Below are 24,821 nucleotides of genomic sequence, written 5' to 3' on the forward strand. Positions count from 1 at the left end.
GGATGGGTCGGTTTAGGCGACCAGTTCACCCTGCATCGCAGTTTTTACCTTTTTCATGGCGTTTTTTTCCAGCTGCCGGATTCTCTCCGCAGACACACCATAGGTTGCAGCCAGTTCATGCAGCGTGGCCTTGCTTTCATTGAGCCAGCGTTGCTGGAGGATATCCCGGCTACGCTCGTCAAGATCGGCCAGAGCGGCTTGCAAGCGACTGCTGGCATCAGCTTCGGTGTTATCGGCTTCAATCATGCTGGCCGGGTTGTAACGCTGGTCTTCCAGGTAGTGAACCGGGGCATAGGAGGCGCTGTCTTCATCGTCATCCTGGTAGCCATCAAAAGCTGCATCATTGGAGCTGAGGCGGCTTTCCATCTCGCGCACTGTCTCGGGTTTGACGTTGAGATCAGCAGCGATGGCATCCACCTCGTCACCATTCAGCCAGGTCAGACTTTTTTTGGCGCCGCGCAGATTGAAAAAGAGTTTGCGCTGGGCCTTGGTGGTGGCCACTTTGACGATACGCCAGTTCTTGAGAACAAATTCGTGAATTTCCGCCTTGATCCAGTGAACGGCAAAGGATACCAGGCGTACGCCCAGGGTAGGATCAAAGCGTTTGACGGCTTTCATCAGGCCGACATTGCCTTCCTGAATCAGGTCAGCCTGAGCCAAGCCGTAGCCCTTGTAGCTCTTGGCAATATGCACAACAAAACGCAGGTGGGAGAGAACCAGTAAACGGGCAGCTTCCAGATCTCCCTGGTCCTGCAGACGGTGGCCAAGGTCTTTTTCTTCCTCGGCAGTCAGCAGGGGAATGCTGTTAACGGTCTGGATGTAAGCACTTAGATCACGACCGGGTGAAAAAAGGTCAACAACCTGAAGTTGTTTGCTCATGTTGGTCTCCGTAAACCGAAAAGCTCATTAAAGTCGATTGAACCTTAAGACTGGTTCGGGCTTTAAAAGTTCTCTGGAAGTCCTAATCCTTACAGTTGTTGCCCGTTTTGCAAGGATCAGAGACCTTCTCAGGCGAATGATTGGCTGCTCGCGACCTCTATCGAGGTTCGATTTTTCCCAGATGCCGACCCACGGCAATCCAGGCACCCAACCAACCCAATATTGTACTTGAAAGTAGCAGCAATAGGGAATCCCGTAAACCCAGGCCGATCAGGCTGAAATCGCTGGCGTAGGCGCTGGCTAGGGAGCTGACCGGGCCTTTTAACCAGAACAGCGAGAGGTTGATCAGTAACCAGGCCAGCAGTCCGCCACCCAGGCCATACCAGATGCCGGTATAGAGAAAAGGGCGGCGAACAAAGGCATTGGTGGCTCCAATCAGTTTGGTGACCAGGATTTCCTGGCGCCGGTTCTCGATGGCCAGGCGGATGGTATTACCTACAACCAGAAGAACGGCTATCCCCAGTAGCAGGGCCAGAGCGGTAATCAGCCTTTGTCCCAGTTCCATAATATAAAAGAGCCGCTTGACCCAAGCCAGATCCAGCTGGGCTTCTTCTACTTCAGGTAGCTGATCCAGTTCGGTGACGAGCTGTTCCTGGGCTTCCACCCCCTGGATGCTGGGGCGGACCACGATGACTGCAGGTAGAGGATTGCCATCCAGGTAGTTGAGAGCTTCACCAAAACCGGAAAACTCGCGAAACTCTGCCAGGGTTTGTTCCTTGGAGAGATAGCGGGTTTCGGCGATGTCCTCGCGCATTTGCAGTTCCTGCATCAGGGCTTGGCCGCGGGCATCATTGACACCGGCTTCCAGATAAAGCGACATCTGGGCATTGCCATCCCAGTTGCTGGATACCAGCTGGGCATTGTTCAGGAAAATATACAGGGCCACCGGCAGCGACATGGCGATGGCAATGACCGCCCAGGTCATGAGGCTGGCAAGAGGGCTACGCAGGAGTCTCTGTAAACTATCCACCGCCATGTTGGCGTGGTGGCGACGCCAGGCACGGAAACGGGTAGCGGTCTTCACCTCGCTGATCCGCGCTCCTCCGCTGCTGGGCTTGGGAGAGGGTTCATTCCTCAGGCGGTTGGCTGGTTTGCGCTTGGCCTGGGGAGCCGGGCGTTGGTTGCGACGGCCATCCTGAAAGGTGGCTCCGCTGGGTCGTGAAGAGGTGCCGGGACGTTTACCTATCATCTGGGAACTCCATCATGCGTGATGCTGCCTTCCGTGAGAGCAAGCATTCTCAGACCCATGCGGGTAATCAGGTTGAGATCGTGCGATGCGATGAGTACGGTGACCCCGACCGCATTGAATTGACGGAACAGCTGCATGATTTCTGCTGAAAGCTGGGGGTCCAGGTTACCGGTCGGCTCATCCGCGAGCAGAATGGGGGGCTTGTTGACCACTGCCCGGGCGATACCCACCCGCTGTTGTTCACCCCCGGACAGCATGATGGGGGTGAATTTTTCCTTCGACAGGAGGCCAACCTTGTCCAGCGCCGCCCTGACTCGTTTGCCGATCTCCCGAGGGTCCATGCCTTCGATAATCAGGGGCAGGGCAACATTGTCATAGATGCTACGATCAAAGAGCAGCTGGTGATCCTGAAAAACCACCCCGATCTTGCGTCTAAGGAAGGGAATGTGGCGGCTTCCCATTTGCGATAGATGAGCCCCATCGATCTTGACTTGACCGCGGGTAGCGATCTCCATGCGCATGATCAACTTGAGCAGGGTACTCTTACCGGCCCCTGAATGCCCCGTCAGAAAAGCCATCTCCCCTTCATTCAGGTGAAAGTTGACGTTTTGCAGGGCTTCGTGGCCGTTTTCGTAGCGTTTAAAGACATTGCTGAACTGAATCATGGGCCCTCCGGGTGGCCTTCAGGGGATCAGGAAGAGGCCTCTTCCAGCTGGATATCCAGCAGGGCATCAACAAAACTCTCGGCATCAAAATCACGCAGATCATCTGCCTGTTCACCCACGCCGATAAAACGCACAGGGATGCCTAGCTCCCTGGCCAAGGCAAAGACAATGCCGCCCTTGGCAGTGCCATCCAGTTTGGTCAAGACCAGGCCGGTCAGGGGAACCGACTGGTTGAACTCTCTGGCCTGGGCCACGGCATTCTGGCCGGTGGCCGCATCCAGTACCAGCAGGGTTTCCTGGGGGGCTTCGGGGTCAATTTTTTGCATTACCCGGCGCACCTTGGAGAGCTCTTCCATCAGGTTGCTTTTGTTATGCAGACGCCCGGCAGTGTCGGCGATTAGCAGGTCGGTTTTGCGGGATACGGCTGCCTGGAGGGCATCAAAGACCACGCTGGCGCTGTCGGCACCGGTATGCTGGGCAATGACCGGCACTTCATTGCGCTCGCCCCAGACCTTGAGCTGTTCCACGGCGGCAGCGCGGAAGGTATCACCAGCGGCCAGAAGAATCTTCTTGCCTTCACCCTGGTAGCGTTTGGCGAGTTTGCCGATGGTGGTGGTTTTGCCGACGCCATTGACGCCTACGGTGAGAATGACAAAAGGCTTGTCGCTGTTTTCAGGAAGCTCTAGTGGTTGGGCAACCGGCTCCAGCAGTTTTTTCAGTTCCTGCTTGAGGGCTTCGAGAAGAGCCGGGGCATCCTGCAACTGCTTGCGATCGACCTTTTCGGTCAGGCTGTCGATGATTTCACGCGTGGCCGTCATGCCGACATCGGCCATGAGCAGGCGGGTTTCCAGTTCTTCCAGCAGTTCGTCATCAACCTTGCGCCCGCCACCAAAAAGGCTGGCCAGGCCATCGGTCAGGCCGCTACGGGTTTTGGACAGGCCTTTTTTCAGGCGACTAAAAAGCCCTTCTTTGGTCTGGGGCTCCTGGTCTTGGGGTTCCTGGGAGGTGGTCGCTGGATCTTCCGGGTTTTCAGCCTCTTGCGACTGTTTTTTATCGCGTTTAAATAGTCCTAGCATGGGTGTTGGTATCTTAATCGTTTATTGAATGGGTTATCCTATCACCTGCTTGCCCCTGAAGGTAGAAAACACCGGTCAGCGGGCACCTGGAGACTGGATGCAGAGGCGGGCGAAAAGTCGGTTGTCCTCTGTCATCGACTTGCTCGGATAGAGTCAATCAGGGTTTATTGCAGTAACTGGAGACACGATGCCAAAACGTCAAAAAAGTTTAAAGCAGGGCCTACAGGGCCAGGTTCGGATTATCGGCGGTGACTGGCGGGGGCGCAAGTTACCTGTGCCTTTTTGTGAAGGTTTGCGGCCAACGTCGGATCGAGTCAGGGAAACCCTGTTTAACTGGTTGCAGTTTGATCTGCCCGGTAGTCGTTGTCTGGATGCCTTTGCCGGTAGTGGCGCTCTGGCTGCAGAAAGCCTGAGTCGAGGGGCTTCCCAGGTGCTTCTTCTGGAGAAGGAGCCGCGAGTGGCCAAGCAGCTAAGAGAGCTATTGACAGAGTTGGCTGGTGATCAGGCCCAGGTGCTCAATGCCGATACGCTTCAATATCTGGAGCAGGAAAGCAAGGAGGCGTTTGATCTGGTGTTTCTGGACCCTCCCTTTACCCAGGGGTTACTGGAGCCAACCTGTCGCCTTTTGGAAGATCAGGGCTGGCTGGCCGAGTCAGCAAAAATCTACCTGGAGATCGAAAAGCAGGCTCCTGTACAGCAGCTACCCGATAACTGGTCGTTGCTGAAAGAAAAGGAGGCTGGTGAGGTGCGCTATTCGCTGTATCAGCGTGCTTCAGTTAATGCTAATATAAGCGCTTCCTGACGGTTACTTGGATAGAAGCAGAGCTTATTTGAGCCGAAGAGGCCTTTTGGGTAAGATGCATCCTCTTTTTGCTGGGAGGTTATCATGAGCCTGGTTGTTTATCCTGGAACCTTTGATCCCCTGACTCGCGGTCACGAGGACATCCTTGAGCGGGCCTGCAGGATGTTTGATCGGGTCATTTTGGCCGTAGCAGCCAACCCTGGAAAGAAACCGGCTTTTTCTTTGGATGAACGTCTGGCTTTGGCACAAGAGGTTCTGGCCTCCTACCCGCAAATTGAGGTGAAGGGTTTCTCGGGTCTGCTGGTGGATTTCATGCAGGAACAGGACGCGCAGATCGTTTTGCGAGGTTTGCGCTCCGGGGCTGATTTTGATTATGAATTGCCCCTGGCCCAGTTGAACCGGAGTTTGACCGGCGTGGACAGCGTCTTTTTGCCGCCTTCTCCTGAATTGTCTTTTGTGGCCTCATCCCTGGTTCGGGAGGTGGCCAGTCTGGGCGGCGAGATAGATCACCTGGTGCACCCGGTTGTTGCCACTGCCCTGAAGAAAAGATTTGCCTGAACCCTTCGCTCAAAAAACTATCAAAATTCCAACAGCCCACTCGCTATTTGAAGAGGACAAAGTGTATGGCTTTGTATATTACTGACGAATGCATCAACTGTGACGTTTGTGAGCCTGAGTGCCCCAATGGTGCCATTTCTCAGGGTGATGAAATCTATGAAATTGACCCGAACCTCTGTACGGAGTGTGTGGGCCACTATGATGAACCCCAGTGTGTGGATGTCTGCCCGGTTGAGTGTATTCCCAAAGACCCCAACCATGAAGAATCCAAAGAAGAGCTGATGGAAAAATACGAGGCCATTCAAGCTGCTCTAGGCTAAGTAGCCTTGAAGCCCAACTAAAAAGAGCGAACCCCGGGGTTCGCTCTTTTTTTATATTAGCCAGGTTCAAAAACTGCCTGCTTTACTGATGACCTGGCTACCGCTGGTTGTTGATGTTTGTCGATGTGCCCGAGCCTGAATTTTGTTGTCACTTGCCCAGACCAACATGAAGGTCTTGTCATCGTGTAGCAGATCCATACCTTCAATGTCCTGAGTACCAGTGGACATCTGCATGGCATCACTCCAGTTACTGCCCAGTTGATGATAGCGGCGGCTGTAGACCTGCTGATTACCTGATTCATCATTCTGCTTCCAGGCAAAAACCTGATTTCCTGCTCCATCTACAGCCCACACGGGGGATGAATTGTAGAGACCTGAATCAGCAAAGACCTTCGGGGTTTCACAGCTTTTTGTGGTAAAGCTGCATTGAGCAGTCAGTCCCTGGTTGTTCTGTGCCCAAATCACCTGGCTGGTATTGGCATCGTAATCGTAGGCTTGGGGGTAGGAAGCGACCTGGGTGTTGCTGCTGGCATCGACTTCAAAGGGGGTCCCCCAACCATCTGCACTGGTATAAAAAGCGGCATAAAGGTTGGTTGCGTGGCTACTCGCCTGCCCATTGCCCTGCGCCCAGACCAAGAGAAGATCACCTTCGTCACTGACATTGATAGCCGGAGCCTGGGTGGCTGCGTTGGCATAGCCACCGGAAAGAGTGTCCACTTCGGTGGGTGAAGTCCAACTGGTTCCATTGTAGATGCTGGCATAGATGCTGGTGCCTAAAGAGCCATTGTCCTGGGCCCAGGCAGCAACGCCCTTGCCATCTGCAGTAAAAGCAACTGCAGGGGCATAGGCATCGTTGGTGTCATCAGTTTCCAGTTTCGCCGCGCCACTCCAGCTGCTGCCATCGTGGTAATTATAGTAAATCGATGGCTTGCCACCGGCGTCGGACTGCAAAAAGGCGACCAGCGTGTGGCCTTGGGAATCCATGGCCACAGCGGCCTGGGTTACATCACCGGCACCGGCGTCGGGATCGTGAATGCTGGTCGAACTTGAGTCGATGACAGCATAAAGCGCATCACTGCCACTGGTGGGTGATTCCAGATAAATGACAGTTTCATTGTCAGAAGTGTTGGCGACAATCTGAACCTGGTCGCGGGTTTGTCCGCCGGTTCCTGGATAAGTACCCGTCGGGCTGGAGTTCCAGCTACTAGTGCTCAAACTATAAGCGTTTCCAGCCAGCTGTTCCCCTTGTAAGGGCATGCTGCTTTCCCAATAGGCGAGGACACTAGTGCCATTGCTGGCCAAATCGGGGTTGATGGATTCGGTAGCGGTGGATGAAGAAATCTGGGTGCTGCTGTCTTCCCAGTCTCGGCAGTTGATATCCAGATTGCTTACGGATGCCTCGTTGATGCTGCCGCTGAGCCCTTCCACAGAACAAATCTGCTGACCTGTTGGTGCTGCAGCTAAAGTGATTTCATAGGTATCGCCGTTACTGAAACCTTCAAATTTGAAGCTGCCATCGGTCACGCTGAGGGTTTTTCCGCTTTGTGATTCTTTTAACTCCAGGGAGCCATCAAGTCCGGTAATAGTGCCGCTCAGGTCGTAGCTGCTAGTCGAAGTGTTGTTCGATGAAGTGTTTTGATTGCTGCTGGAACCGCTATCACTACTGCTTCCACAGCCACTGATAAAAAAAGCTGAAAGAGTCACGCTGAGTAGGGGGAGGGTTAAGGGTTTCATTGTCTATCTCCGCAAGTTTTGGATCGGGTGATGACAATTTTTTCGTATTTACCGGGAGAAGAAATCCTCAGGATTGGGGAAGATGCGAGCTGTTTTATCCCCAAAATTGGGGAGAGGGGTGAAAGGTGTGAACGACTTCACATGGGTTTCAAGGCTTATTGAGGTAAGTGCCGAGTGTGGAATTAAGCACCAGGGCCACCAGTTCTGCCTGGCGCTGGGTGTTTGTTTTGCGTAAGAGGGATTTTATATGGCTGCGGAGAGTCGAGGTTTCACGGCAGAGTTCGTCCGCCAGTTGATCTACGGATTTGCCCTGACACAAGCCTAGACAAACACGAGCTTCGGCATCGGAGAAACCAAACAGGTCTTTCCACTGTTCCGGGGAGGGGAGTTGGTTATTCCACGCCCTTAGGCTAAGCAGACAGCCAGCAATCGGTGTGGCAGGAGTCATGGGGGATGCCGGACTTTGGCTGGCTAGAGGTGATAACACCAGAGTCGCTCCCGTTTCTTTGCCTGCAGGCAGATAAAGTACCTGATCACTGGTGGTATCCAGATGAGTCGAAGCCTGAATGCTGAGAGACAGTTTGTGCATGAAGTCTGCATGCAGGCGGGGTTCGGTAAAGGTAAGGATGCCTTCATCCAGTTGGACTCGCTCATCCTGTCTTAACCAGTTGTCGGCAGCCTGGTTGAGAAAAGTGACTTGGAAGCGACCATCAACAATGATTAGCGGCTGATCAAGGCTGTCCAGAATCTGTAGCAGGGGCTGCTGCGCATTCTGGTTCGCTTGAATCAACCAGTGAAGAGTCATAGCACGGCGAAGATGAGGCAGCAAACGATCGAATACTTCCACTTCCCTAACAGTAAAGGGTGGCTGGGCCTGGTTTCTGCCAAGCGTCAAAAAGGTGTGTTGGCTGGCTGTGGAATGAACCAGCGCACAGGCTCCATCATGAATGCCCGAGGTCGTGCACCATTCCTGAAGTAGCGGGCTGTGCAGGGGGACTTCCTGTTGTTGGCTGGCAATGCAAAAGCTACCTTCTCGGGCAATCGCTTGTTGAACCAAGGGGTCCCGGTCTGCCAGATTGGCGCTATACCAGTGCACGGCGGCATCGGAAATACCTGCCATCCAACCACCGTAAAGGCGGTTTTTTTTGCGATCGAATAATCCCAGGGTAGCGCTGTAACAGCTAAAATCCTGGCAAAGCCTTTCCAGAAACCCGGTGAAACCCTGATTGGATTGTATGGATGCATAGAGCTGATGCAAAAGAGCATCGTAGTGCGCTAGCTCCTGGCTGGGAGGCGTTGCGGCATCCGTTTGAGGCAGGGATGACTGCATGGGGAACACCCCTTGTCTATTGCAGGATTTTCACCACCTGAATGGCATCCTTGGGGTCGGCTTCTGTCTGGTTGACCCGGGTGGGGAGTTCTTCAGGCATTTCCAGCGACATGGAGTCGGTAAAACCACACTCAACGCACTCGCGATGTTGATAGCCGTCTTCCTGCCAGGCTTTGAGGCGATCCATGGCCGAACATTTGGGGCAGATGGCCCCGGCTATAAAGCGTTTAATGGACATTTATTTCTCCATTGCTAGGTTGCAGGAGTGCTGTCCTGTGGGAGCGCAGTCCTCCGCGCGACTATCACCAATATCGCTCTCGGAGCGAGCTCCCACAGTACTGCTTACCACCAGAATTACAATTAATTAACCCATTTGCGGGCGTTGGCAAAAATATGCTGCCAGGGGCCCTGCTCGCCCCATTCATCGGGATGCCAGGAGTTGTTCAGCGTTCTGGCTACCCTCTCCGGGTGCGGCATCATGATGGTGGCGCGACCGTCATCACTGGTCAGGCCGGTGATCCCGGCAGGTGAGCCATTGGGGTTGAGAGGATACTGCTGGGTTACCTGACCCCGGTTGTCCACGAATCTCAGGGCCACCTGACCAGAGGCTTCCACGGCAGCCAGTTGCTCGGCGCTGGCGAACTCGGCGCGGCCTTCACCGTGAGAGACGGCGATGGGCAGACGCGAACCCTCCATTCCTTGCAGGAGTATAGAAGCATTGCGCTGGATTTCCACCGTGGCCACGCGGGCCTCGAACTGCTCGGACAGGTTGCGCACAAAACGTGGCCAGTGATCCGTGCCGGGAATCAGTTCCTTCAGTTGGGAAAGCATTTGACAGCCGTTACAGATCCCCAGGGAGAAGGTGTCCTGACGCTGGAAGAAGTCGGCAAAAATCTCCCGGGTTTGTGGATGGAAAAGAATGGACTTGGCCCAGCCGCCACCGGCACCCAGGACATCACCAAAGGAGAAGCCGCCGCAGGCTGCCAGTCCCTTGAAATCTTCCAGGGTCAGCTCGCCTTTCAGCAGGTCGCTCATGTGCACATCGACCGGATTGAAACCAGCGCGATAGAAGGCGGCAGCGGTTTCCAGGTGGCTGTTGACCCCCTGTTCACGCAGAATGGCCACCTTGGGCTTGGTGTTCAGATTGAGGTAGGGCGCAGCCTTGTCTTCATGCAGGTCAAAAGTCAGACGCGGGCTGATACCGGGATCTTCGGCATCCTTGAGCAGATCGAATTCCTCGCGGGCACAGTCGGCATTATCCCGGAGGGCCTGAATGCGGTAGCTGGTTTCGGCCCAGGTACGTTGCAGGTGAACACGGCTGGCCTGAAAGAGGTTGTCCCCTTCCAGAGAAATATTGATTTGATCATCTTCACTGGGCTGGCCGATTACCTGAACGGCGTCACCCAGACCGGCGGCAGCCAGTTGCATGAGGACGTATTCGGTGTCTTCCTGGCGAATTTGGACAACAGCGCCCAGCTCTTCACTGAACAGAGCCGCCAGGGTTTCTTCATTTGAAGCAGCCAGCAAATCCAGTTTGATATCCAGGCCGCTATGGCCAGCGAAGGCCATTTCTACCAGGGTGGTGAAAAGACCACCATCGGAACGGTCATGGTAGGCCAGCAATTTGTCTTCACCGGCCAGTCCCTGGATGACGGCAAAAAAGGCCTTGAGATCTTCTGGGTCGTCCAGATCCGGTGCCTGGTCACCAATTTGCTTGTAAACCTGAGCCAGGGCCGAGCCACCCAAACGGTTTTGACCGCGTCCCAGGTCGATCAGCAGCAGATCGGTCGCTCCCTGATCCTTACGAATTTGTGGCGTTAGGGTAGGGCGGGCCTGGGTCACGGGTGCAAAAGCTGTGACCACCAGTGACAGGGGCGCAGTGATGGCTTTTTCGCTGCCATCTTCATCCTGCCACACGGTGCGCATGGACATGGAATCCTTGCCCACGGGAATAGCGATACCCAGTTGCGGGCACAGCTCCATACCTACGGCCTTAACGGTTTCGTATAGAGCCTGGTTTTCTCCGGGGTGATTGGCGGCTGACATCCAGTTGGCGGACAGCTTGATATCACCCAGCTTGGCAATTCGCGAAGCGGCGATATTGGTGATGGATTCAGCCACGGCCATGCGCCCGGAAGCAGCGGGATTGATCAGGGCCAGCGGTGTGCGCTCGCCCATGGCCATGGCTTCACCGGTTTCGGTAAAAGGTGTGGTGGTAGTCACGGCACAGTCGGCAACCGGCACCTGCCAGGGACCAACCATCTGGTCACGGGCCACCAGGCCGGTGACACTGCGATCCCCGATGGTGATCAGGAACTGTTTGCTGGCGACCGTTGGCAAACGCAGGACTCTTTCTGCCGCTTCATTCAATTCAATAGCATCGGTAACCAGTGCAGGCAGCTGGGCCTGCTGGCGCTGGAATTCGCGGGTCATCTTGGGTGGTTTGCCAAAGAGAACACTCATGGGCAGATCCACCGGCTGAGTCTTGAAGTGACCATCTTCAACGGTCAAGCGGTGTTCTTGCAGGGCTTCACCCACCACGGCGTAAGGCGCTCTTTCACGCTGGCAGAGGGCATCAAAGGTATCCAGGTTTTCCGGTGCTACGGCCATGACATAGCGTTCCTGGGCTTCGTTACACCAGATTTCCAACGGACTCATGCCGGGTTCGGCATTGGGAACCGCACGCAAGTCAAACAGACCACCGCGTTTACCATCCTTGACCAGTTCCGGCAAGGCATTGGACAGACCGCCAGCCCCGACATCATGGATAAAACAGATGGGATTCTTGTCACCCAATTCCCAGCAGCGATCGATGACTTCCTGAGCACGGCGTTCAATCTCGGGGTTGTCGCGTTGAACCGAGGCAAAGTCGAGGTCTTCACTGGAAGAACCACTGGCCATGGAGGAGGCCGCACCCCCGCCCAGACCGATATTCATGGCTGGCCCGCCCAGAACAATCAGCTTGGCACCTACCGGAATTTCACCCTTTTCAACGTGGTTGGGGCGAATGTTGCCAAACCCGCCGGCCAGCATGATGGGTTTGTGGTAGCCACGGCGTTCGCGGCCATTAAGGCCTTCGGCTTCTTCTTCAAAGGTACGGAAATAACCATTGAGATTGGGGCGACCAAATTCATTGTTGAAGGCAGCGCCGCCCAGAGGACCATCAAGCATGATGTCCAGTGCCGAGACGATGCGCTCCGGTTTACCGTAATCCTCACCTTCCCAGGGTTGGATAAATTCGGGCAGGCGCAGGTTGGAGACACTAAAAGCCGTCAGGCCGGCTTTGGGCTTGGAGCCAATGCCTGTAGCCCCCTCGTCACGAATTTCACCACCGGCACCGGTGGCTGCACCCGGATGGGGTGCAATCGCTGTGGGGTGGTTATGGGTTTCCACCTTCATCAGGATATGGGTGGCTTCCTCAGTGGTTTGCCAATCCTTGCTTTCAGGGTTGGGGAAGAAGCGGGGGGCAGTAAAACCTTCGATTACCGCAGCATTGTCCTTGTAAGCGGACAGGACGCCCTCGGGCGAGGTTTTGTGGGTATTACGGATCATGCCGAACAGGGAGTGGTCGGCAGGCTGACCATCAATAATCCAATCGGCATTAAAAATCTTGTGGCGGCAGTGCTCCGAGTTGGCCTGGGCAAACATCATCAGCTCAACATCGTTGGGATTGCGTCCCAGATCAGTGAAGCTGGTCACCAGATAATCAATTTCATCATCGGCCAGGGCCAGCCCCAGTTTTTGATTGGCTTCGACTAATGCCGTGCGACCGCCATTGAGAATATCGACGGAATAAAGAGAGCGAGGCTCGTCCTGAGTGAACAGCTGCTCGGCGGTGAGAGTATCCCTGAGCAGGGTTTCCGTCATGCGGTCATAAAGTTGCTGACCCAATTGGGTTTGCTCTTCCTGGCTAAGAGGCTGACTGGATTCCAGATAGTAGGCGATGCCGCGTTCCAGTCGGCGAATGCTTTCCAGGCCACAGTTGCGGGCAATGTCCGTTGCCTTGGAGGACCAGGGGGATTGGGTTCCCAGTCTTGGGATGACCAGGAAAAACTCTCCACGGGGCTGCTGTTGCCGAGCTTCAGAGGGGCCGTATTCCAGCAACGAATTGAGCAGTTGTTGCTGGGCAGCGTTCAGGCTTTCCGTGACATCAGCCAAATGCAGGTATTCGGCATAAACCCCCGTGACCTGGGGACAAAGGGCCTGGAGCTGGGTCAGGAGCTTGGTGGAACGAAAGGCAGAAAGTGCGGGGGCGCCTCGCAGTTCGAGCATTACAGAAGCCTCTTGAAAGAGCGGAAATCATGGGACAGGAAAAGAGGGCCAAATGATAGCGCAAAGGAAAGGTGAGGGCTATCTCGGGACATAAAATGAACCTTCAGTCACAGAAAAATGTCTCTTATTGACGCTTTTTTGAACAGCTTTTGATAAAATTACATAAATCAACGCTACGAAACCTAACTATAAAAATAAGCCAAACAGGCAAAAGTTTGATATCTATCAGTTTTTCTTTGATGGACTCAGCCCCGGCAACTCAATCCGGGATGGTTGCAATTAAACAATCGAATATTGATTCGATGAGTTAGGCGCTATGAAATTCAAGATTATTTCACTTTTTCTTATCCTTCTGATTGCTTTGGTTGGCTGCAGTCGGGTGGATCCTCTGGAAGAGGTGCTACAGAAGGGGCATCTGAAGGTTGCCCTGCGCAGCTCCCCCGCAGTTTTTTATGAGCATCGCGAAGGTCACGCCGGTTTCGAATATGAACTGGTCAAGGCTTTTGCTGATCACCTCGGGGTCGAGCTGAAAATAGTGATGGCTGATAGTCAGCAGGAAATGGAACAGCTCCTGGAAAACGGCGAAGTCGATATGGTAGCCGGTGGTCTGGGTCGCACCCGCTTACTTGATGAACGGTTTACACTGACTAACCCGCTGCTGGAAACGGCTCAGATGGTAGTTTATCGCCGCGGTCATTATCGCCCCAAAGCTTGGGAAGATATTGAGGAAACGACTGACTTGGCGGTGCTGTCGGATTCGCGCCAGGCTGAAGTGCTGCGTCAGCAGCAGCAGGAAAACCCCGGGCTAAGCTGGATTGAAACCCATGACCTGGCCGTTACCGACCTTTTGAAGTTGGTTCAGGATGGCGAGCTGGATTATGCCCTGGTCAGTGCCCAGGACTTTAACCTGAATCGTTTTTTCTTTCCGCGTGTAGGCGTTGCTTTTGATGCCAATGCCGAAGCTTCACTGGTGTGGATGCTGCCAGAAGCAGCGGAAAACTCTCAGCTGGCTTCTGCCGTCAATGGCTTTATCGTTTATGCCGACAGTGTGGGCAAAATTGAAGAGGTGCGTGAGCGCTACTACCGTCACGAGAAGCACCTTGAGTATGTCGGTGCACCTCTTTTCCTGCGTCACGTGCGCAACCGTCTGCCGCGTTACGAAGATCATTTTAAAATGGCGGCCCAGAAGCAGGAGTTGGATTGGCTGCTCCTGGCAGCTGTCGGTTTCCAGGAGTCCCACTGGCGGCAAAATGCCGTGTCTCCGACTGGTGTTCGCGGCCTGATGATGTTGACTCGCCGTACTGCCGGTGAGCTGGGGGTTGATCGCTTGGATCCTTTCCAAAGTATTGAGGGGGGGGCTCGTTATCTGCGCCATCTTTACGACCGGATTCCAGATCAGATTCAGGGTGAGGATCGTCTTTACATGGCTTTGGCTGCCTACAATGTTGGCTATGGCCACATGGAAGATGCCCGGCGAATTGCCGAAAGCCGTGGCTATGATCCGGATCGTTGGGAAGATGTCGCCAAGAACCTGCCGCTGCTGACTCAGCGCAAGTGGTATAGCCGTACCCGTTTTGGTTATGCACGGGGTAATGAGCCGGTTGCCTATGTAGAAAATATTCGCCGTTATCTGGAAATTCTGGAATGGCACCAGCGTAGTCAGGAGAACTTCCTGGAGCAGCTGGAGGAGAGAGCCGCTCGGGTTCATTTTGAAACGGCTTTCCGTAAGGTTCCGCCCATGATTTAAAGGCTTGGGGAGATGTAAAACCTTGGACCAGGCTCTTTGCCTGGTCTTTTTTTGCCTGTTTATCGGTTGACTACCAAGGAAGCAGATTTATCGAAGTCTTCTATGTTATCAAGCGATTCACTTGGGGATCTGGCCAAGGGTTCGCTTGCCACGCTAGGCAGCAGGAACTCATAAGCACTTCTAGACTGATGGCTGCCCAGAGTAAAGAGGGTAAGCCGTTTGTTTTGACAGTGGTGGGCGCTACCTTGGTTAGAGGCATTTCTTATGCCATAAAAAAACCCCGCCGAAGCGGGGTTTTTTGTCTCTAGTGACTACTGCTTATACAGAGTAGTACATGTCGAACTCAACAGGGTGAGTAGTCATGTTCAGACGATCTACTTCTTCCTGCTTCAGTTCGATGAAACCATCCAGCATGTCGTCAGTGAAGACGCCGCCTTTGGTCAGGAACTCGCGATCCTTGTCCAGAGCTTCCAGTGCTTCGGACAGGCTGGTAGCAACCTGAGGAATCTCGTTGGCTTCTTCGGCAGGCAGGTCATACAGGTTCTTGTCCATGGCGTCGCCAGGGTGGATCTTGTTCTGGATGCCGTCCAGGCCAGCCATCAACAGGGCTGCAAAGCAGAGGTAAGGGTTGGCTGATGGGTCTGGGAAGCGAGTTTCAACGCGACGTGCCTTGGGGCTGCTGACATAAGGAATACGGATGGAAGCAGAACGGTTCTTGGCAGAGTAGGCAAGCATTACAGGCGCTTCAAAGCCGGGAACCAGACGCTTGTAAGAGTTGGTGGAGCTGTTGGTCAGAGCATTCAGGGCTTTCGCGTGCTTGATAACGCCACCGATGTAGTAGAGGGCCGTTTCAGACAGGCCGCCATAGCCATCACCGGAAAACATGTTGTTGCCGTCTTTAGACAGGGACATGTGAACGTGCATACCGGAACCATTGTCACCGACCAGAGGCTTGGGCATGAAGGTTGCAGTTTTGCCAAAGCCGTGAGCAACATTGTGTACGCAGTATTTCAGGCGCTGAACTTCATCAGCTTTTTTGACCAGAGTGTTGAAAGCAACACCGATTTCACACTGGTTAGCTGTTGCAACTTCGTGGTGGTGAACTTCAATTTTCAGACCCATGGCTGTCATGGCGTTACACATGGCAGCACGGATTTCGTGGGAAGAGTCAACAGGAGGAACGGGGAAGTAACCACCTTTAACACGTGGGCGGTGGCCCATGTTGCCGCCTTCGATGGTGGCATCGGAAGACCAGGCTGCTTCTTCGGAGTTGATCTCGTAAGCTGCGCCGGACATGTCCTGCTTCCACTTAACGTCATCAAAGATGAAGAATTCTGGCTCAGGACCGAAGAAGGCAGTATCAGCGATGCCGGTAGACTTCAGGTACTCTTCAGCACGACGAGCGATGGAGCGAGGATCGCGCTCGTAGCCTTGCATGGTGCTGGGCTCAATGATGTCACACTGCAGGATCAGAGTAGGTTCATCAGTGAAAGGGTCCAGAACGGCAGACTCGTCGTCAGGACGCATGATCATGTCGGATTCGTTGATGCCTTTCCAGCCACCAACAGAAGAACCGTCAAACATCTGACCGTCTTCGAAAAATTCTTCGTCCACACCGTCGGCAGGGATGGTGACGTGCTGTTCTTTACCGCGAGCGTCGGTAAAGTGCAGGTCAATCCACTTGACGTCGTGTTCTTTAATAAGGTTTAGGCTTTTTGCAGACATGTGCGCCTCCGTTGATTGGCGTATTGATCAAAGGGTGTTTCCTATTCTTGCAGTATGTTAGCAAACATTATGCCAAGGATAAGTTATGAAGCCCAAAACTGCATCAAAGCTGGCCCGGGCAGAAATTTTTAGCCTCAACATGAGGCAAAAAAGGATTTTACAGCTTAAAAGCTGCACCCAAATAAAGCAAAAACAAAAACAGAGCACCAATATGGTGCTATTGGTGAATCTTGGTGCATTGATTTATATCCAAGGGTTAAAAGGCTATTACTGAAACCCTTCTGGCGTTATACTGTCGCGCCCTTTTTTCAGGTTGGCCGGGCGAACAAGATCACTCTTCTGGCTGCCTGGTTATTTGACCACCCTTCCGGCTCGTCCGGGGAGCAGCTTGTGATAGAAAAACTTCGTAATATTGCCATTATTGCCCACGTTGACCATGGAAAAACGACACTGGTTGACAAGCTTTTGAAACAGTCAGGAACTCTGGAACGCCGCGATGCCGATGCTGAGCGGGTGATGGATTCCAATGATCAGGAAAAAGAGCGGGGCATTACCATTCTGGCCAAGAATACCGCCATCAGCTGGAATGACTACCGCATTAATATCATTGATACACCGGGTCACGCTGACTTTGGTGGTGAGGTCGAGCGGGTTATGTCCATGGTGGACTCGGTACTTCTGCTGGTCGATGCCATGGATGGACCCATGCCTCAGACCCGCTTTGTTACCCAGAAAGCCTTTGCCCGTGGTCTTAAGCCTATAGTGGTCGTTAACAAGATCGACCGTCCCGGTGCCCGCCCTGACTGGGTTATTGATCAGGTTTTCGATCTATTTGATAACCTGGGTGCAACCGACGAGCAGCTGGATTTCCCGATTATCTATGCTTCGGCTCTCAATGGTATTGCCGGGGATGATCCTGAAAACCTGTCTGAAGACATGACTCCGCTGCTTCAGGCAATCGTTGATCTGGTGCCTGCTCCTAATGTTGATTCCGAAGGCCCTCTGCAGATGCAGATTTCTGCCCTGGATTACAACAGCTATGTCGGTGTTATCGGTGTAGGTCGTGTAACCCGTGGTCGTGTTAAGCCCAATCAGCAGGTCGTGGTCGTGGACCGCGAAGGCAAGCAGCGCAAGGGTAAAGTGGGCCAGGTTATGACCTACCACGGCCTGCAGCGCAATGAGACGCCTGAAGGTGCTGAAGCGGGTGACATTATTTGTGTAACCGGTTTTGACCCTCTGAATATCTCGGACACCCTGTGCGATCCTGAAGCCCCCGAAGCTCTGCCAGCACTGACGGTTGATGAGCCGACAGTAACCATGACCTTCCAGGTTAATGATTCGCCTTTTGCAGGTAAGGAAGGCAAGTTCGTCACCAGTCGTAATATCAAGGAGCGTCTGGAAAAAGAACTGATCCACAACGTGGCCTTGCGTGTTGAAGAAACGGAAAGCCCGGATAAATTCCGTGTTTCAGGTCGCGGTGAGCTGCACCTGTCTGTTTTGATCGAAACCATGCGCCGTGAAGGCTATGAGTTGGGTGTTTCCCGTCCTGAAGTAATTATTCGCGAAGTGGAGGGTGTCAAGCAGGAGCCCTACGAAGAGCTGATTGTCGACGTGGAAGAAGAGCATCAGGGCGCTGTGATGGAAGAGCTGGGCAAGCGTAAAGCCATCATGAGCAACATGAATCCTGATGGCAAAGGCCGGGTTCGTCTGGACTTCACCATTCCTTCTCGTGGCCTGATCGGTTTCCGTAACCAGTTTATGACCCTGACTTCCGGCTCCGGTATTCTGACCAGTATCTTTGACCACTATGGTCCTCTGGCAGAAGGTGCCATGGCCAGCCGCATCAATGGTGTGCTGGTATCCATGACTGCTGGCAAGGTTCTGGCCTATGCCCTGACGACCCTGCAGGATCGCGGCAAACTCTTCGTTGAGCCGGGTATAGAGGTTTACGAAGGCATGATCGTGGGTATTCATGCTCGTGATAATGACCTGGTTGTTAACCCCACCAAGGCCAAGAAGCTGGATAATATGCGTGCTTCGGGTAATGATGAAACCATTCAATTGGTCCCACCCGTACGCTTCAGTCTGGAGCAGGCCCTGGAGTTTATCGATGATGATGAACTGGTTGAAGTCACGCCCCAGCATATCCGCATGCGCAAGAAGCTGCTGAAAGAAAATGAGCGCAAGCGCTCCAAGAAGTAAGCAGTTACTAAAAACGGTCCTCAGGGGCCGTTTTTTATTTGAGTGAACCACAAAGCCTGAGGTGGATGATGAACTTTCAGCGTAAGCTTTTATTACTGGTTTTTCTCATGTTGCTCGGGGTTCTCCTTTGGCCCAAGGCAGAAGAGGCCCCGGCACCTGAAACAGCAATTCAGGATCAGGGGGCAGCCCCTTCCGGATCTTCCCTTCCGCCCGACCCGGGGTTTGATGATCAGGATCTGGCTTATTTAAAAGATCAGGGGTTGGCCCGCCCCATTAAGCAACTGCTAACCGATCTATTGGCTCATCCTGATCTTTTGCCCCAGCAAGAAGCAGGCGAAACGCCTTTTGTTTTTGTGGAGCGTCAATTGCGTCTGCTCAACCGGCGTTGGTTGCTGGTGGACTTTACCAACACCCAGCGGAGCGGGCAGGCTCTTTATGCCTTTGAAGTGACTGCTGAAGGGCAAATTGAGTGGCAGCTGCTGGATTATTATCTGAATGAACAAGCCGCTGAGGAATCCAGCTAATAGATGCTAGCCGCCCACAGCAAATACACTTCAGTCGGAGTGGCTGCCCTGTAGCTCTTTTGCTTGCAGTTAATCAGAGCCTTTGGGTGGTTTTGCCTGCTTCTGGCGGCGTTTGAGTTGGCGAATAATAAAGCGTCCGGGATGCAGGGCTTCCACCAGCTCATCGGCCAGGGGTAGAGGTTCCGAGCAGATTTGAGAAGCGAGCAGCTCAGCCGTTAGCGGTATGCTGGCCAGTCCCCTGGAGCCTTGCCCTGCCAGCAACCATAGCCCCGGATGCACGGGAGCAGGCTCGTTTTCCTTCCAGAGGGCATTGCGTGTCAGCGGTTGCAGTTGTTCTTCCCAGGCTGCGTGATCCGGTGCCGGGCCAACGATAGGCAGGTAGTCGGGGCTGGTACAGCGAAAGCCTACGCGCCCTTCCAGTCTTTTCAGATCCAGTGGTTCTGCACCCAATTCCTCCAGCAGGTGGGGTAAGCTGGTGCTGAGTTCTTCCAGATTACCCAGATGATCTTCAGGGTTAAGAGCTGTTTCCTGAGTGTGCAGATTAAAGCTTGCACCAAAACAGAGCATTTGTTGTAAAGGTGGGCTGACGTAACCGCCACCACAAACAACACTTTGGGGCTTTTGTAACCCAGGTTTGTTTAAGGGGAGATGGGAGACCTGGCCGCGAATGGATTTGATGGGTAGCCACTGGGTGGCAGGCCATTGGCGACTGGCAAAAGCCGAAGCCAGGATGACGGTGTCATATTCTTGCTGGCCCTGACGGCTTTCCAGAATCCAGTGGTCGCCACGCCGCTGCAACTGGTCGACCGGTGTCTGGGTGAAAATACGGGTTGCAGGCAGTTGTGCGGCCAGGTGGTGGCAGAGCTCACCCGGTTTGACCCAACCAGCCCGCGAATAAAAAAGTCCGCCAGCAGCAGTGGCAGTTGCGGCCAGTTGACTGGCTTCATCCTGACTGACGCCGCGAACCAGTTCCTCGGGCAGGTCGTTGTTGTCCAGAAAGCGTTGCTGGCGGTCTTTTTCCTTGTCGGTAACCGCCAGTTGCAGGACGCCGCTTTCTTGCCAGTTTTTTTGTTCGGGGTCGAGTCTTTGCAGCCAGCGGCGCGAATATTCCAGCCCCGTCAGATAAAAGCAGCTGGCGGGATTATTGGCTACGGCCAGTTTGATGTAGAGCACGCCCTGGCGGTTGCCAGAACCACCGCTACCCACTTCATCCGCTTCATAGAGGTCAATAGTCAGTCCGCGTCGGTTAAGGGCTTCGGCAGTGGCGAGACCGGAAAGGCCGCCGCCGATAATAGCCAGGCGTCCGGGCGGGGGCGATGATGGAATTTGTAGTGAAGGGTTGGGGCCGTAGTCGCTGGGCTGCCCTTGGTAGCGGCCTCTGAGCATTTCCCGCTTGCGTCCGTAACCCGGCACCTTTTCCAGTTCAAAGCCGGCTTCCTTGAGTCCACGCTTGACGGGCCCGGCGCAGGTAAAGGTGGCAAAGGTGGTCTGATCATGGCTGGCCCTGGCCAGAGCCTGAAAGAGTTCCGGGGTCCACATGCCGGGGTTCTTGCCGGGAGCAAAGCCATCCAGACACCAGGCATCGACCTTGCCGGCTAGTGCCGAAAGGTTTTCCGCAGCATCGCCCAGAAGCAGATCCAGGGTAATACGAGGATGGATATGCAGGCGATGAAAACCGGCGATGGGCAGAGGATAGTGGTCCTGCAGGTTTTGACTAAGCTGAGCCAGTTCCGGCCAGTGGCTATGGGCCAGACGCAGGTCCTGGGGCTGCAGCGGGTAAAGCTCAGTGGTGATCCAGTGAAGCCTGGCCTGGGGCGGGGCCTGGTTTAAGAACTCCTGCATCGCAACCAGCAGGTTAAGGCCGGTACCAAAACCGGTTTCACCGATGACAAAAGCCCGCTTTTCCTCCCAGTTTTGCCAGCGTTCACCCAGGTGGTTCTGCTCCAGAAACACATAGCGGGTTTCTGCTGGCCCCTGGTCGCGAGAGAAGTAAACATCCTCGAAATCCCGGGCGACGGGCGTTGTTTTTTGCCAGTCGATTCGGGCCGTTTCCAGGGTGCGCGGATGACGGTATCCAGGCCGGTCGGACATCAGGGCAGGACTTTTTTGAAGGGTTTGATGGTGACCTTTTCGTAAACCCCGGCATCTACGTAGGGGTCGGCGTCCGCCCAGGTTTGGGCAGCTTCCAGGGAATCGAATTCGGCAACCACCAGGCTACCGCTGAAACCGGCTTCGCCCGGGTTGTCGCTGTCGATGGCTGGATGTGGGCCGGCTAGGACCAGGCGGCCTTGATCTCGCAGGCTTTCCAGGCGAGCTAGATGGTCGGGGCGGGCTTCTAGGCGTTTTTCCAGAGTGCCGGGCTTATCTTCACAAATCAGGGCATAGAGCATAGGGGTCTCCTTGGCTGGGGCTTGGGCAGGATGCAATTATCTCAGGAGGATCCCGGTCAGGTGAAGTCCCGGGGATTAAAAAAGCTTTTTATCTGCGCTTGTGATCCAGATAAAAGGGGCTGCCAGGCGGTAAAAATGTTAATCTAGACCTGTCTGGACTACCCGGCGTCCGTAGCGGTCGGGTAATCCCTGTGCCTACTTTTTCTCAGGTTGTGGTTTCATGGCTCTAGCAGCATCCCAGTGTGATTATCATATGCATTCCACCGCTTCGGATGGTGCTCTCTCGCCAACTGAATTATTGCATCTGGCTGCCGATAAAGGGGTTCAAGAGCTGGCCCTGACCGATCACGATACCTTTGCCGGTTTACAGGAAGCTCGGGCGGTTGCCCGGACGCTGGAACTAACGCTGCTGGAAGGCATGGAGTTCTCCTGTGCCTGGAAGGGTATTACTATCCATCTGGTCACCCTCTGGCCACAAGGCCTGACGGAGACCGCCCGGGAAGTGGCGGTTATTCAGGAAAAAGCTCGCTGGCAAAGAGCCGAGAAAATTATTGAAAAGCTGAGCAAAGCACGCATTCAACTGGAACTGGATGAGGTGGTTGAAGCAGCCGGTGGCCGCGTACCGGGGCGTCCGCATTTTGCTCGCAGCCTGGTTGAGCGAGGCTATGTCAAGGATCAGGGACAGGCCTTTCGTAAGCTGTTGGGGGCCGGTAAGCTGGGCGATGTTAAAAACCACTGGCTGGAGATTGACGAGGCCGTGCCTTTGTTAAAGGATGCTGGCGGCTGGTGTATTCTGGCCCATCCACTGCGTTATAAACTCACGCGAAGCAAACGGGTGCGCCTGGTGCAGGCTTTTGCTGCAGCGGGCGGCCAGGGTGTGGAGGTGGTCAGTGGCCGCCAGGATCAGAACCAGACTGCCAGCATGCTGAAGCTGGCCGAAGAGTTGAATTTATTACCCAGTTGGGGCAGTGATTTTCATGCGCCAGGACCGGCTTGCCCTTTTCCGGGGTGCTTTGCCAGAATTCCGGCCGCTTGCCAGCCACTCAGTGAAGTCTTCGCTTAATCAGAGCAGAGGTAAATTATGAGCCAGTTTTTTGAGATACATCCGGAAAACCCCCAGCCGCGCCTGATTAAACAGGCTGTTGATATTCTGCGTTCCGGCGGGGTGATTGCCTACCCTACCGACTCCGCCTATGCTCTGGGTTGTTGCCTGGGTGAGAAGAAAGCGGTCGAGCGGATTAAATGGCTGCGCAGCCTGGATGACAAGCACAACTTCACACTGGTTTGCGCCGACCTCTCCGAGCTTTCCACCTATGCCAAGGTCGACAATGTTGTTTTCCGGGCTTTGAAGAACACCACACCGGGTCCCTATACCTTTATTCTTAACGCTACCAGCGAAGTACCGCGGCTGCTCCTGCATCCCAAGCGTCGCGCCATCGGTATCCGGGTACCTGATCATGTATTGACTCATGCGCTGCTGGAAGAGCTGGGCGCCCCCCTGATGAGTGTGACCCTGATGCTGCCAGATGAAGACCTGCCCCTGCATGATGCCGAGGATATTCGTGAAAAAATCGGTAAGCTGGTGGATCTGGTGATTGATGGCGGCAACTGCTCTATTGATCCGACGACCGTGGTGGATATGCGCAGTGGTGCACCGGAAATTCTTCGTGAAGGCCGGGGCGATGTAACCCCCTTTACCGACTAATCCAGTTATGAATCAGCCAGCTGTTGCCACGGATCTGCTTGCCCGGGTCGAGGGTAAACCCTTTACCGAGATGCCTCAGGACCTGTTTATTCCGCCCGAGGCCCTGAAGGTGTTTCTGGAGGCCTTTGAAGGGCCACTGGATTTGCTGCTCTACCTGATTCGCAAACACAATCTGGATATTCTCAGTATCAATGTTGCGGAAATTACCCAGCAGTACATGGGCTATCTGGATCTGATGCAGGAGCTGCAGGTAGATCTGGCCGGGGAATATCTGGTCATGGCAGCCATGCTGGCAGAAATCAAATCGCGCACGCTTCTTCCGCGCCCCCCGACTGAAGGTGACGAAGAGGATGAAGAAGACCCGCGTGCACAACTGATTCGGCGGCTGCTGGAATACGAGCAGTTCAAGACGGCGGCCGAGCGTCTGGAAAATCTGCCCCGACAAGACCGGGATTTGTTTCCTTCCACGCCGGAAAGACCGGAAGTCAATATCGAGCAGCGTCATCCCGAAGTATCGCTGGATGAATTGCTCAAGGCTTTTGGGCGTTTGTTGAAGCAGGCGGAACTGGTCGCTCATCACCATATCAGTCGTGAACCCCTGTCGACGCGGGAAAGAATGTCCAGCCTGTTGGAACAGTTGGATACCAGCAGCAGCTATCGGGCCTTTGCTGATTTGTTCGATCTGGAAGAAGGACGTCAGGGGGTGGTGGTCACTTTTATGGCGCTTCTGGAGCTGGTCAAGGAGCAGCTGGTGGAGCTGGTGCAGACCCGTCTTTTTGCCCCCATCTATGTGCGCCTGCGTCAGCAGGAAGTCGTGGCCAGCAGTGAATTGCAGGAGTCCTGATGTCTTTGCCCTTGCCCGAACTGGTACGTATTCTTCAGGCTCTGCTGTTGGCGGCACGTGAGCCTCTGAGCCTGGATCGTCTCCAGGCACTTTTCAGCGATGCTGAGCGGCCTGCGCGAGAAGAGCTCAAGGAGGCGCTGCAGATGCTGCAGGCAGAGGCAGAAAATACCAGTCAGGAGTTGGTCGAACTGGCCAGTGGTTTTCGCTACCAAATCCGTGCGGATTATGCCGCCTGGGTCAGTCGTCTTTGGGAAGAAAAGCCGCCGCGCTATTCTCGGGCACTATTGGAAACCCTGGCTCTGATTGCCTATCGCCAGCCCGTGACCCGGGGCGAAATCGAAGAGGTGCGTGGTGTGAGCGTCAGCTCCCAGATTATTCGCAGCCTGGAAGATCGTGAGTGGATTCGGGTGGTGGGTCACCGTGAGGTTCCGGGTCGCCCTGCCCTCTATGCCACCACCCGACATTTTCTCGACTATTTTAATTTACAGAGCCTCAAGGACTTGCCGCCACTGGATGAAATTCGGGAGTTGGCGGAAGTGGAAGAAAAGGAATGGCAGGATGAGCTGGATCAGGCTCCGGTTTCGCCTCTGTTGCAACTGCCTGATGAAGAGGCGGGCGATGAGTCGCTGGATCAGGAGCAGGACGAAGCCCTGCTGGAAGCACCCTTGCCAGAGGTTAGTGAATTGACCTTTGCTGATCTGGCCCAGCGTTTTGATCCTCCTGATGAGGATGCTCAGGATGAGCAAGACCAGTAGTTAAGCCCGATTAAAGCGGATCTAGATACTTGTTAAGCGTGTGT

22 protein-coding genes are annotated in these 24,821 nt (G+C 54.3%); 11 read left to right on the forward strand and 11 right to left on the reverse strand.

The genetic code is table 11. From position 1 onward, the window contains the following. Window positions 1–12 precede the first annotated feature (12 nt). The 4 genes from rpoH to ftsY form a co-directional block, all read right to left on the reverse strand. Window positions 13–879 carry an RNA polymerase sigma factor RpoH gene (rpoH, locus tag DFK18_RS05300; RefSeq protein WP_114417198.1) on the reverse strand — a complete coding sequence of 289 codons (867 nt, stop codon included), beginning with the start codon at window positions 877–879 and terminating at the stop codon, window positions 13–15. 157 nt (window positions 880–1,036) lie between these two features. Beyond that, window positions 1,037–2,128, reverse strand: coding sequence for a permease-like cell division protein FtsX (ftsX, locus tag DFK18_RS05305; protein ID WP_114417200.1), 1,092 nt, complete (start codon window positions 2,126–2,128; stop codon window positions 1,037–1,039). Continuing rightward, window positions 2,125–2,793 (reverse strand): cell division ATP-binding protein FtsE, encoded by a 669-nt coding sequence (gene ftsE / locus DFK18_RS05310; RefSeq protein ID WP_114417202.1) that lies wholly within the window; start codon window positions 2,791–2,793, stop codon window positions 2,125–2,127. The genes ftsX and ftsE overlap by 4 nt, the downstream gene beginning before the upstream one ends. Window positions 2,794–2,819: 26 nt before the next feature. Further along, window positions 2,820–3,869, reverse strand: coding sequence for a signal recognition particle-docking protein FtsY (gene ftsY / locus DFK18_RS05315; protein ID WP_114417204.1), 1,050 nt, complete (start codon window positions 3,867–3,869; stop codon window positions 2,820–2,822). 187 nt (window positions 3,870–4,056) lie between these two features. Here ftsY and rsmD point away from each other — a divergent pair, with 187 nt between their 5' ends. The 3 genes from rsmD (at window position 4,057) to DFK18_RS05330 (ending at window position 5,549) form a co-directional block, all read left to right on the forward strand. Continuing rightward, window positions 4,057–4,671 carry a 16S rRNA (guanine(966)-N(2))-methyltransferase RsmD gene (rsmD, locus tag DFK18_RS05320; protein WP_114417206.1) on the forward strand — a complete coding sequence of 205 codons (615 nt, stop codon included), beginning with the start codon at window positions 4,057–4,059 and terminating at the stop codon, window positions 4,669–4,671. 84 nt (window positions 4,672–4,755) lie between these two features. Further along, the gene (gene coaD, locus DFK18_RS05325) at window positions 4,756–5,229 is read left to right on the forward strand and encodes a pantetheine-phosphate adenylyltransferase (protein WP_114417207.1); all 474 of its coding nucleotides are present in this window, start codon (window positions 4,756–4,758) and stop codon (window positions 5,227–5,229) included. Between the two features lie 65 nt (window positions 5,230–5,294). Next, window positions 5,295–5,549, forward strand: coding sequence for a YfhL family 4Fe-4S dicluster ferredoxin (locus tag DFK18_RS05330; RefSeq protein ID WP_114417208.1), 255 nt, complete (start codon window positions 5,295–5,297; stop codon window positions 5,547–5,549). 66 nt (window positions 5,550–5,615) lie between these two features. On the opposite strand, the gene DFK18_RS05335 is transcribed toward DFK18_RS05330, so the two are convergent. From DFK18_RS05335 to purL, 4 genes are all read right to left on the reverse strand, one after another. Beyond that, complete coding sequence (locus tag DFK18_RS05335) at window positions 5,616–7,283, reverse strand: hypothetical protein (RefSeq protein ID WP_114417209.1); 1,668 nt, start codon at window positions 7,281–7,283, stop codon at window positions 5,616–5,618. Window positions 7,284–7,431: 148 nt separating this feature from the next. After that, window positions 7,432–8,613: a helix-turn-helix transcriptional regulator gene (locus tag DFK18_RS05340; protein WP_114417210.1), complete on the reverse strand. Its 1,182-nt coding sequence runs from the start codon at window positions 8,611–8,613 to the stop codon at window positions 7,432–7,434. A 16-nt stretch (window positions 8,614–8,629) separates the two neighbouring features. After that, on the reverse strand, window positions 8,630–8,851 hold the full coding sequence (locus tag DFK18_RS05345; RefSeq protein WP_114417211.1) for a YheV family putative zinc ribbon protein: 222 nt from the start codon (window positions 8,849–8,851) through the stop codon (window positions 8,630–8,632). Window positions 8,852–8,973: 122 nt separating this feature from the next. After that, window positions 8,974–12,885, reverse strand: coding sequence for a phosphoribosylformylglycinamidine synthase (purL, locus tag DFK18_RS05350; RefSeq protein WP_114417212.1), 3,912 nt, complete (start codon window positions 12,883–12,885; stop codon window positions 8,974–8,976). A gap of 316 nt (window positions 12,886–13,201) precedes the next feature. Here purL and mltF point away from each other — a divergent pair, with 316 nt between their 5' ends. Then, window positions 13,202–14,632 (forward strand): membrane-bound lytic murein transglycosylase MltF, encoded by a 1,431-nt coding sequence (gene mltF / locus DFK18_RS05355; protein WP_114417213.1) that lies wholly within the window; start codon window positions 13,202–13,204, stop codon window positions 14,630–14,632. A 318-nt stretch (window positions 14,633–14,950) separates the two neighbouring features. Here the strand turns inward: mltF and glnA are convergent, their stop codons facing one another. Continuing rightward, window positions 14,951–16,357, reverse strand: coding sequence for a glutamate--ammonia ligase (gene glnA, locus DFK18_RS05360; protein ID WP_114417214.1), 1,407 nt, complete (start codon window positions 16,355–16,357; stop codon window positions 14,951–14,953). 85 nt (window positions 16,358–16,442) lie between these two features. Here glnA and DFK18_RS05365 point away from each other — a divergent pair, with 85 nt between their 5' ends. The 3 genes from DFK18_RS05365 to DFK18_RS05375 all read left to right on the forward strand — a co-directional run bounded on the left by DFK18_RS05365 (window position 16,443) and on the right by DFK18_RS05375 (window position 19,083). Continuing rightward, window positions 16,443–16,631: a hypothetical protein gene (locus tag DFK18_RS05365; RefSeq protein WP_114417215.1), complete on the forward strand. Its 189-nt coding sequence runs from the start codon at window positions 16,443–16,445 to the stop codon at window positions 16,629–16,631. A 116-nt stretch (window positions 16,632–16,747) separates the two neighbouring features. After that, window positions 16,748–18,559, forward strand: a complete 1,812-nt coding sequence (gene typA / locus DFK18_RS05370) for a translational GTPase TypA (RefSeq protein ID WP_114417216.1) — start codon at window positions 16,748–16,750, stop codon at window positions 18,557–18,559. A 68-nt stretch (window positions 18,560–18,627) separates the two neighbouring features. After that, window positions 18,628–19,083 (forward strand): hypothetical protein, encoded by a 456-nt coding sequence (locus DFK18_RS05375; RefSeq protein ID WP_114417217.1) that lies wholly within the window; start codon window positions 18,628–18,630, stop codon window positions 19,081–19,083. A gap of 69 nt (window positions 19,084–19,152) precedes the next feature. Here DFK18_RS05375 and mnmC read toward each other — a convergent pair whose 3' ends face one another. Both mnmC and DFK18_RS05385 read right to left on the reverse strand, forming a co-directional pair. Continuing rightward, window positions 19,153–21,174 carry a bifunctional tRNA (5-methylaminomethyl-2-thiouridine)(34)-methyltransferase MnmC2/FAD-dependent 5-carboxymethylaminomethyl-2-thiouridine(34) oxidoreductase MnmC1 gene (gene mnmC, locus DFK18_RS05380; protein WP_114417218.1) on the reverse strand — a complete coding sequence of 674 codons (2,022 nt, stop codon included), beginning with the start codon at window positions 21,172–21,174 and terminating at the stop codon, window positions 19,153–19,155. Then, on the reverse strand, window positions 21,174–21,473 hold the full coding sequence (locus DFK18_RS05385; RefSeq protein WP_114417219.1) for a YciI family protein: 300 nt from the start codon (window positions 21,471–21,473) through the stop codon (window positions 21,174–21,176). Before DFK18_RS05385 ends, mnmC begins: the two co-directional genes overlap by 1 nt. A gap of 220 nt (window positions 21,474–21,693) precedes the next feature. Here DFK18_RS05385 and DFK18_RS05390 point away from each other — a divergent pair, with 220 nt between their 5' ends. Genes DFK18_RS05390 through scpB form a run of 4 tightly spaced genes read left to right on the forward strand, consistent with a single transcriptional unit; the run spans window position 21,694 to window position 24,777 of the window. Beyond that, on the forward strand, window positions 21,694–22,536 hold the full coding sequence (locus DFK18_RS05390) for a PHP domain-containing protein (protein WP_114417220.1): 843 nt from the start codon (window positions 21,694–21,696) through the stop codon (window positions 22,534–22,536). Between the two features lie 18 nt (window positions 22,537–22,554). Beyond that, complete coding sequence (locus tag DFK18_RS05395; protein WP_114417221.1) at window positions 22,555–23,178, forward strand: L-threonylcarbamoyladenylate synthase; 624 nt, start codon at window positions 22,555–22,557, stop codon at window positions 23,176–23,178. A 7-nt stretch (window positions 23,179–23,185) separates the two neighbouring features. Next, on the forward strand, window positions 23,186–24,022 hold the full coding sequence (locus DFK18_RS05400; protein ID WP_114417222.1) for a segregation and condensation protein A: 837 nt from the start codon (window positions 23,186–23,188) through the stop codon (window positions 24,020–24,022). After that, window positions 24,022–24,777 (forward strand): SMC-Scp complex subunit ScpB, encoded by a 756-nt coding sequence (scpB, locus tag DFK18_RS05405; RefSeq protein WP_114417223.1) that lies wholly within the window; start codon window positions 24,022–24,024, stop codon window positions 24,775–24,777. Before DFK18_RS05400 ends, scpB begins: the two co-directional genes overlap by 1 nt. The last annotated feature ends 44 nt before the right edge of the window (window positions 24,778–24,821 follow it).

It is taken from the genome of Marinospirillum perlucidum (assembly GCF_003336805.1).
GTDB classification, from domain to species: domain Bacteria; phylum Pseudomonadota; class Gammaproteobacteria; order Pseudomonadales; family Halomonadaceae; genus Marinospirillum; species Marinospirillum perlucidum.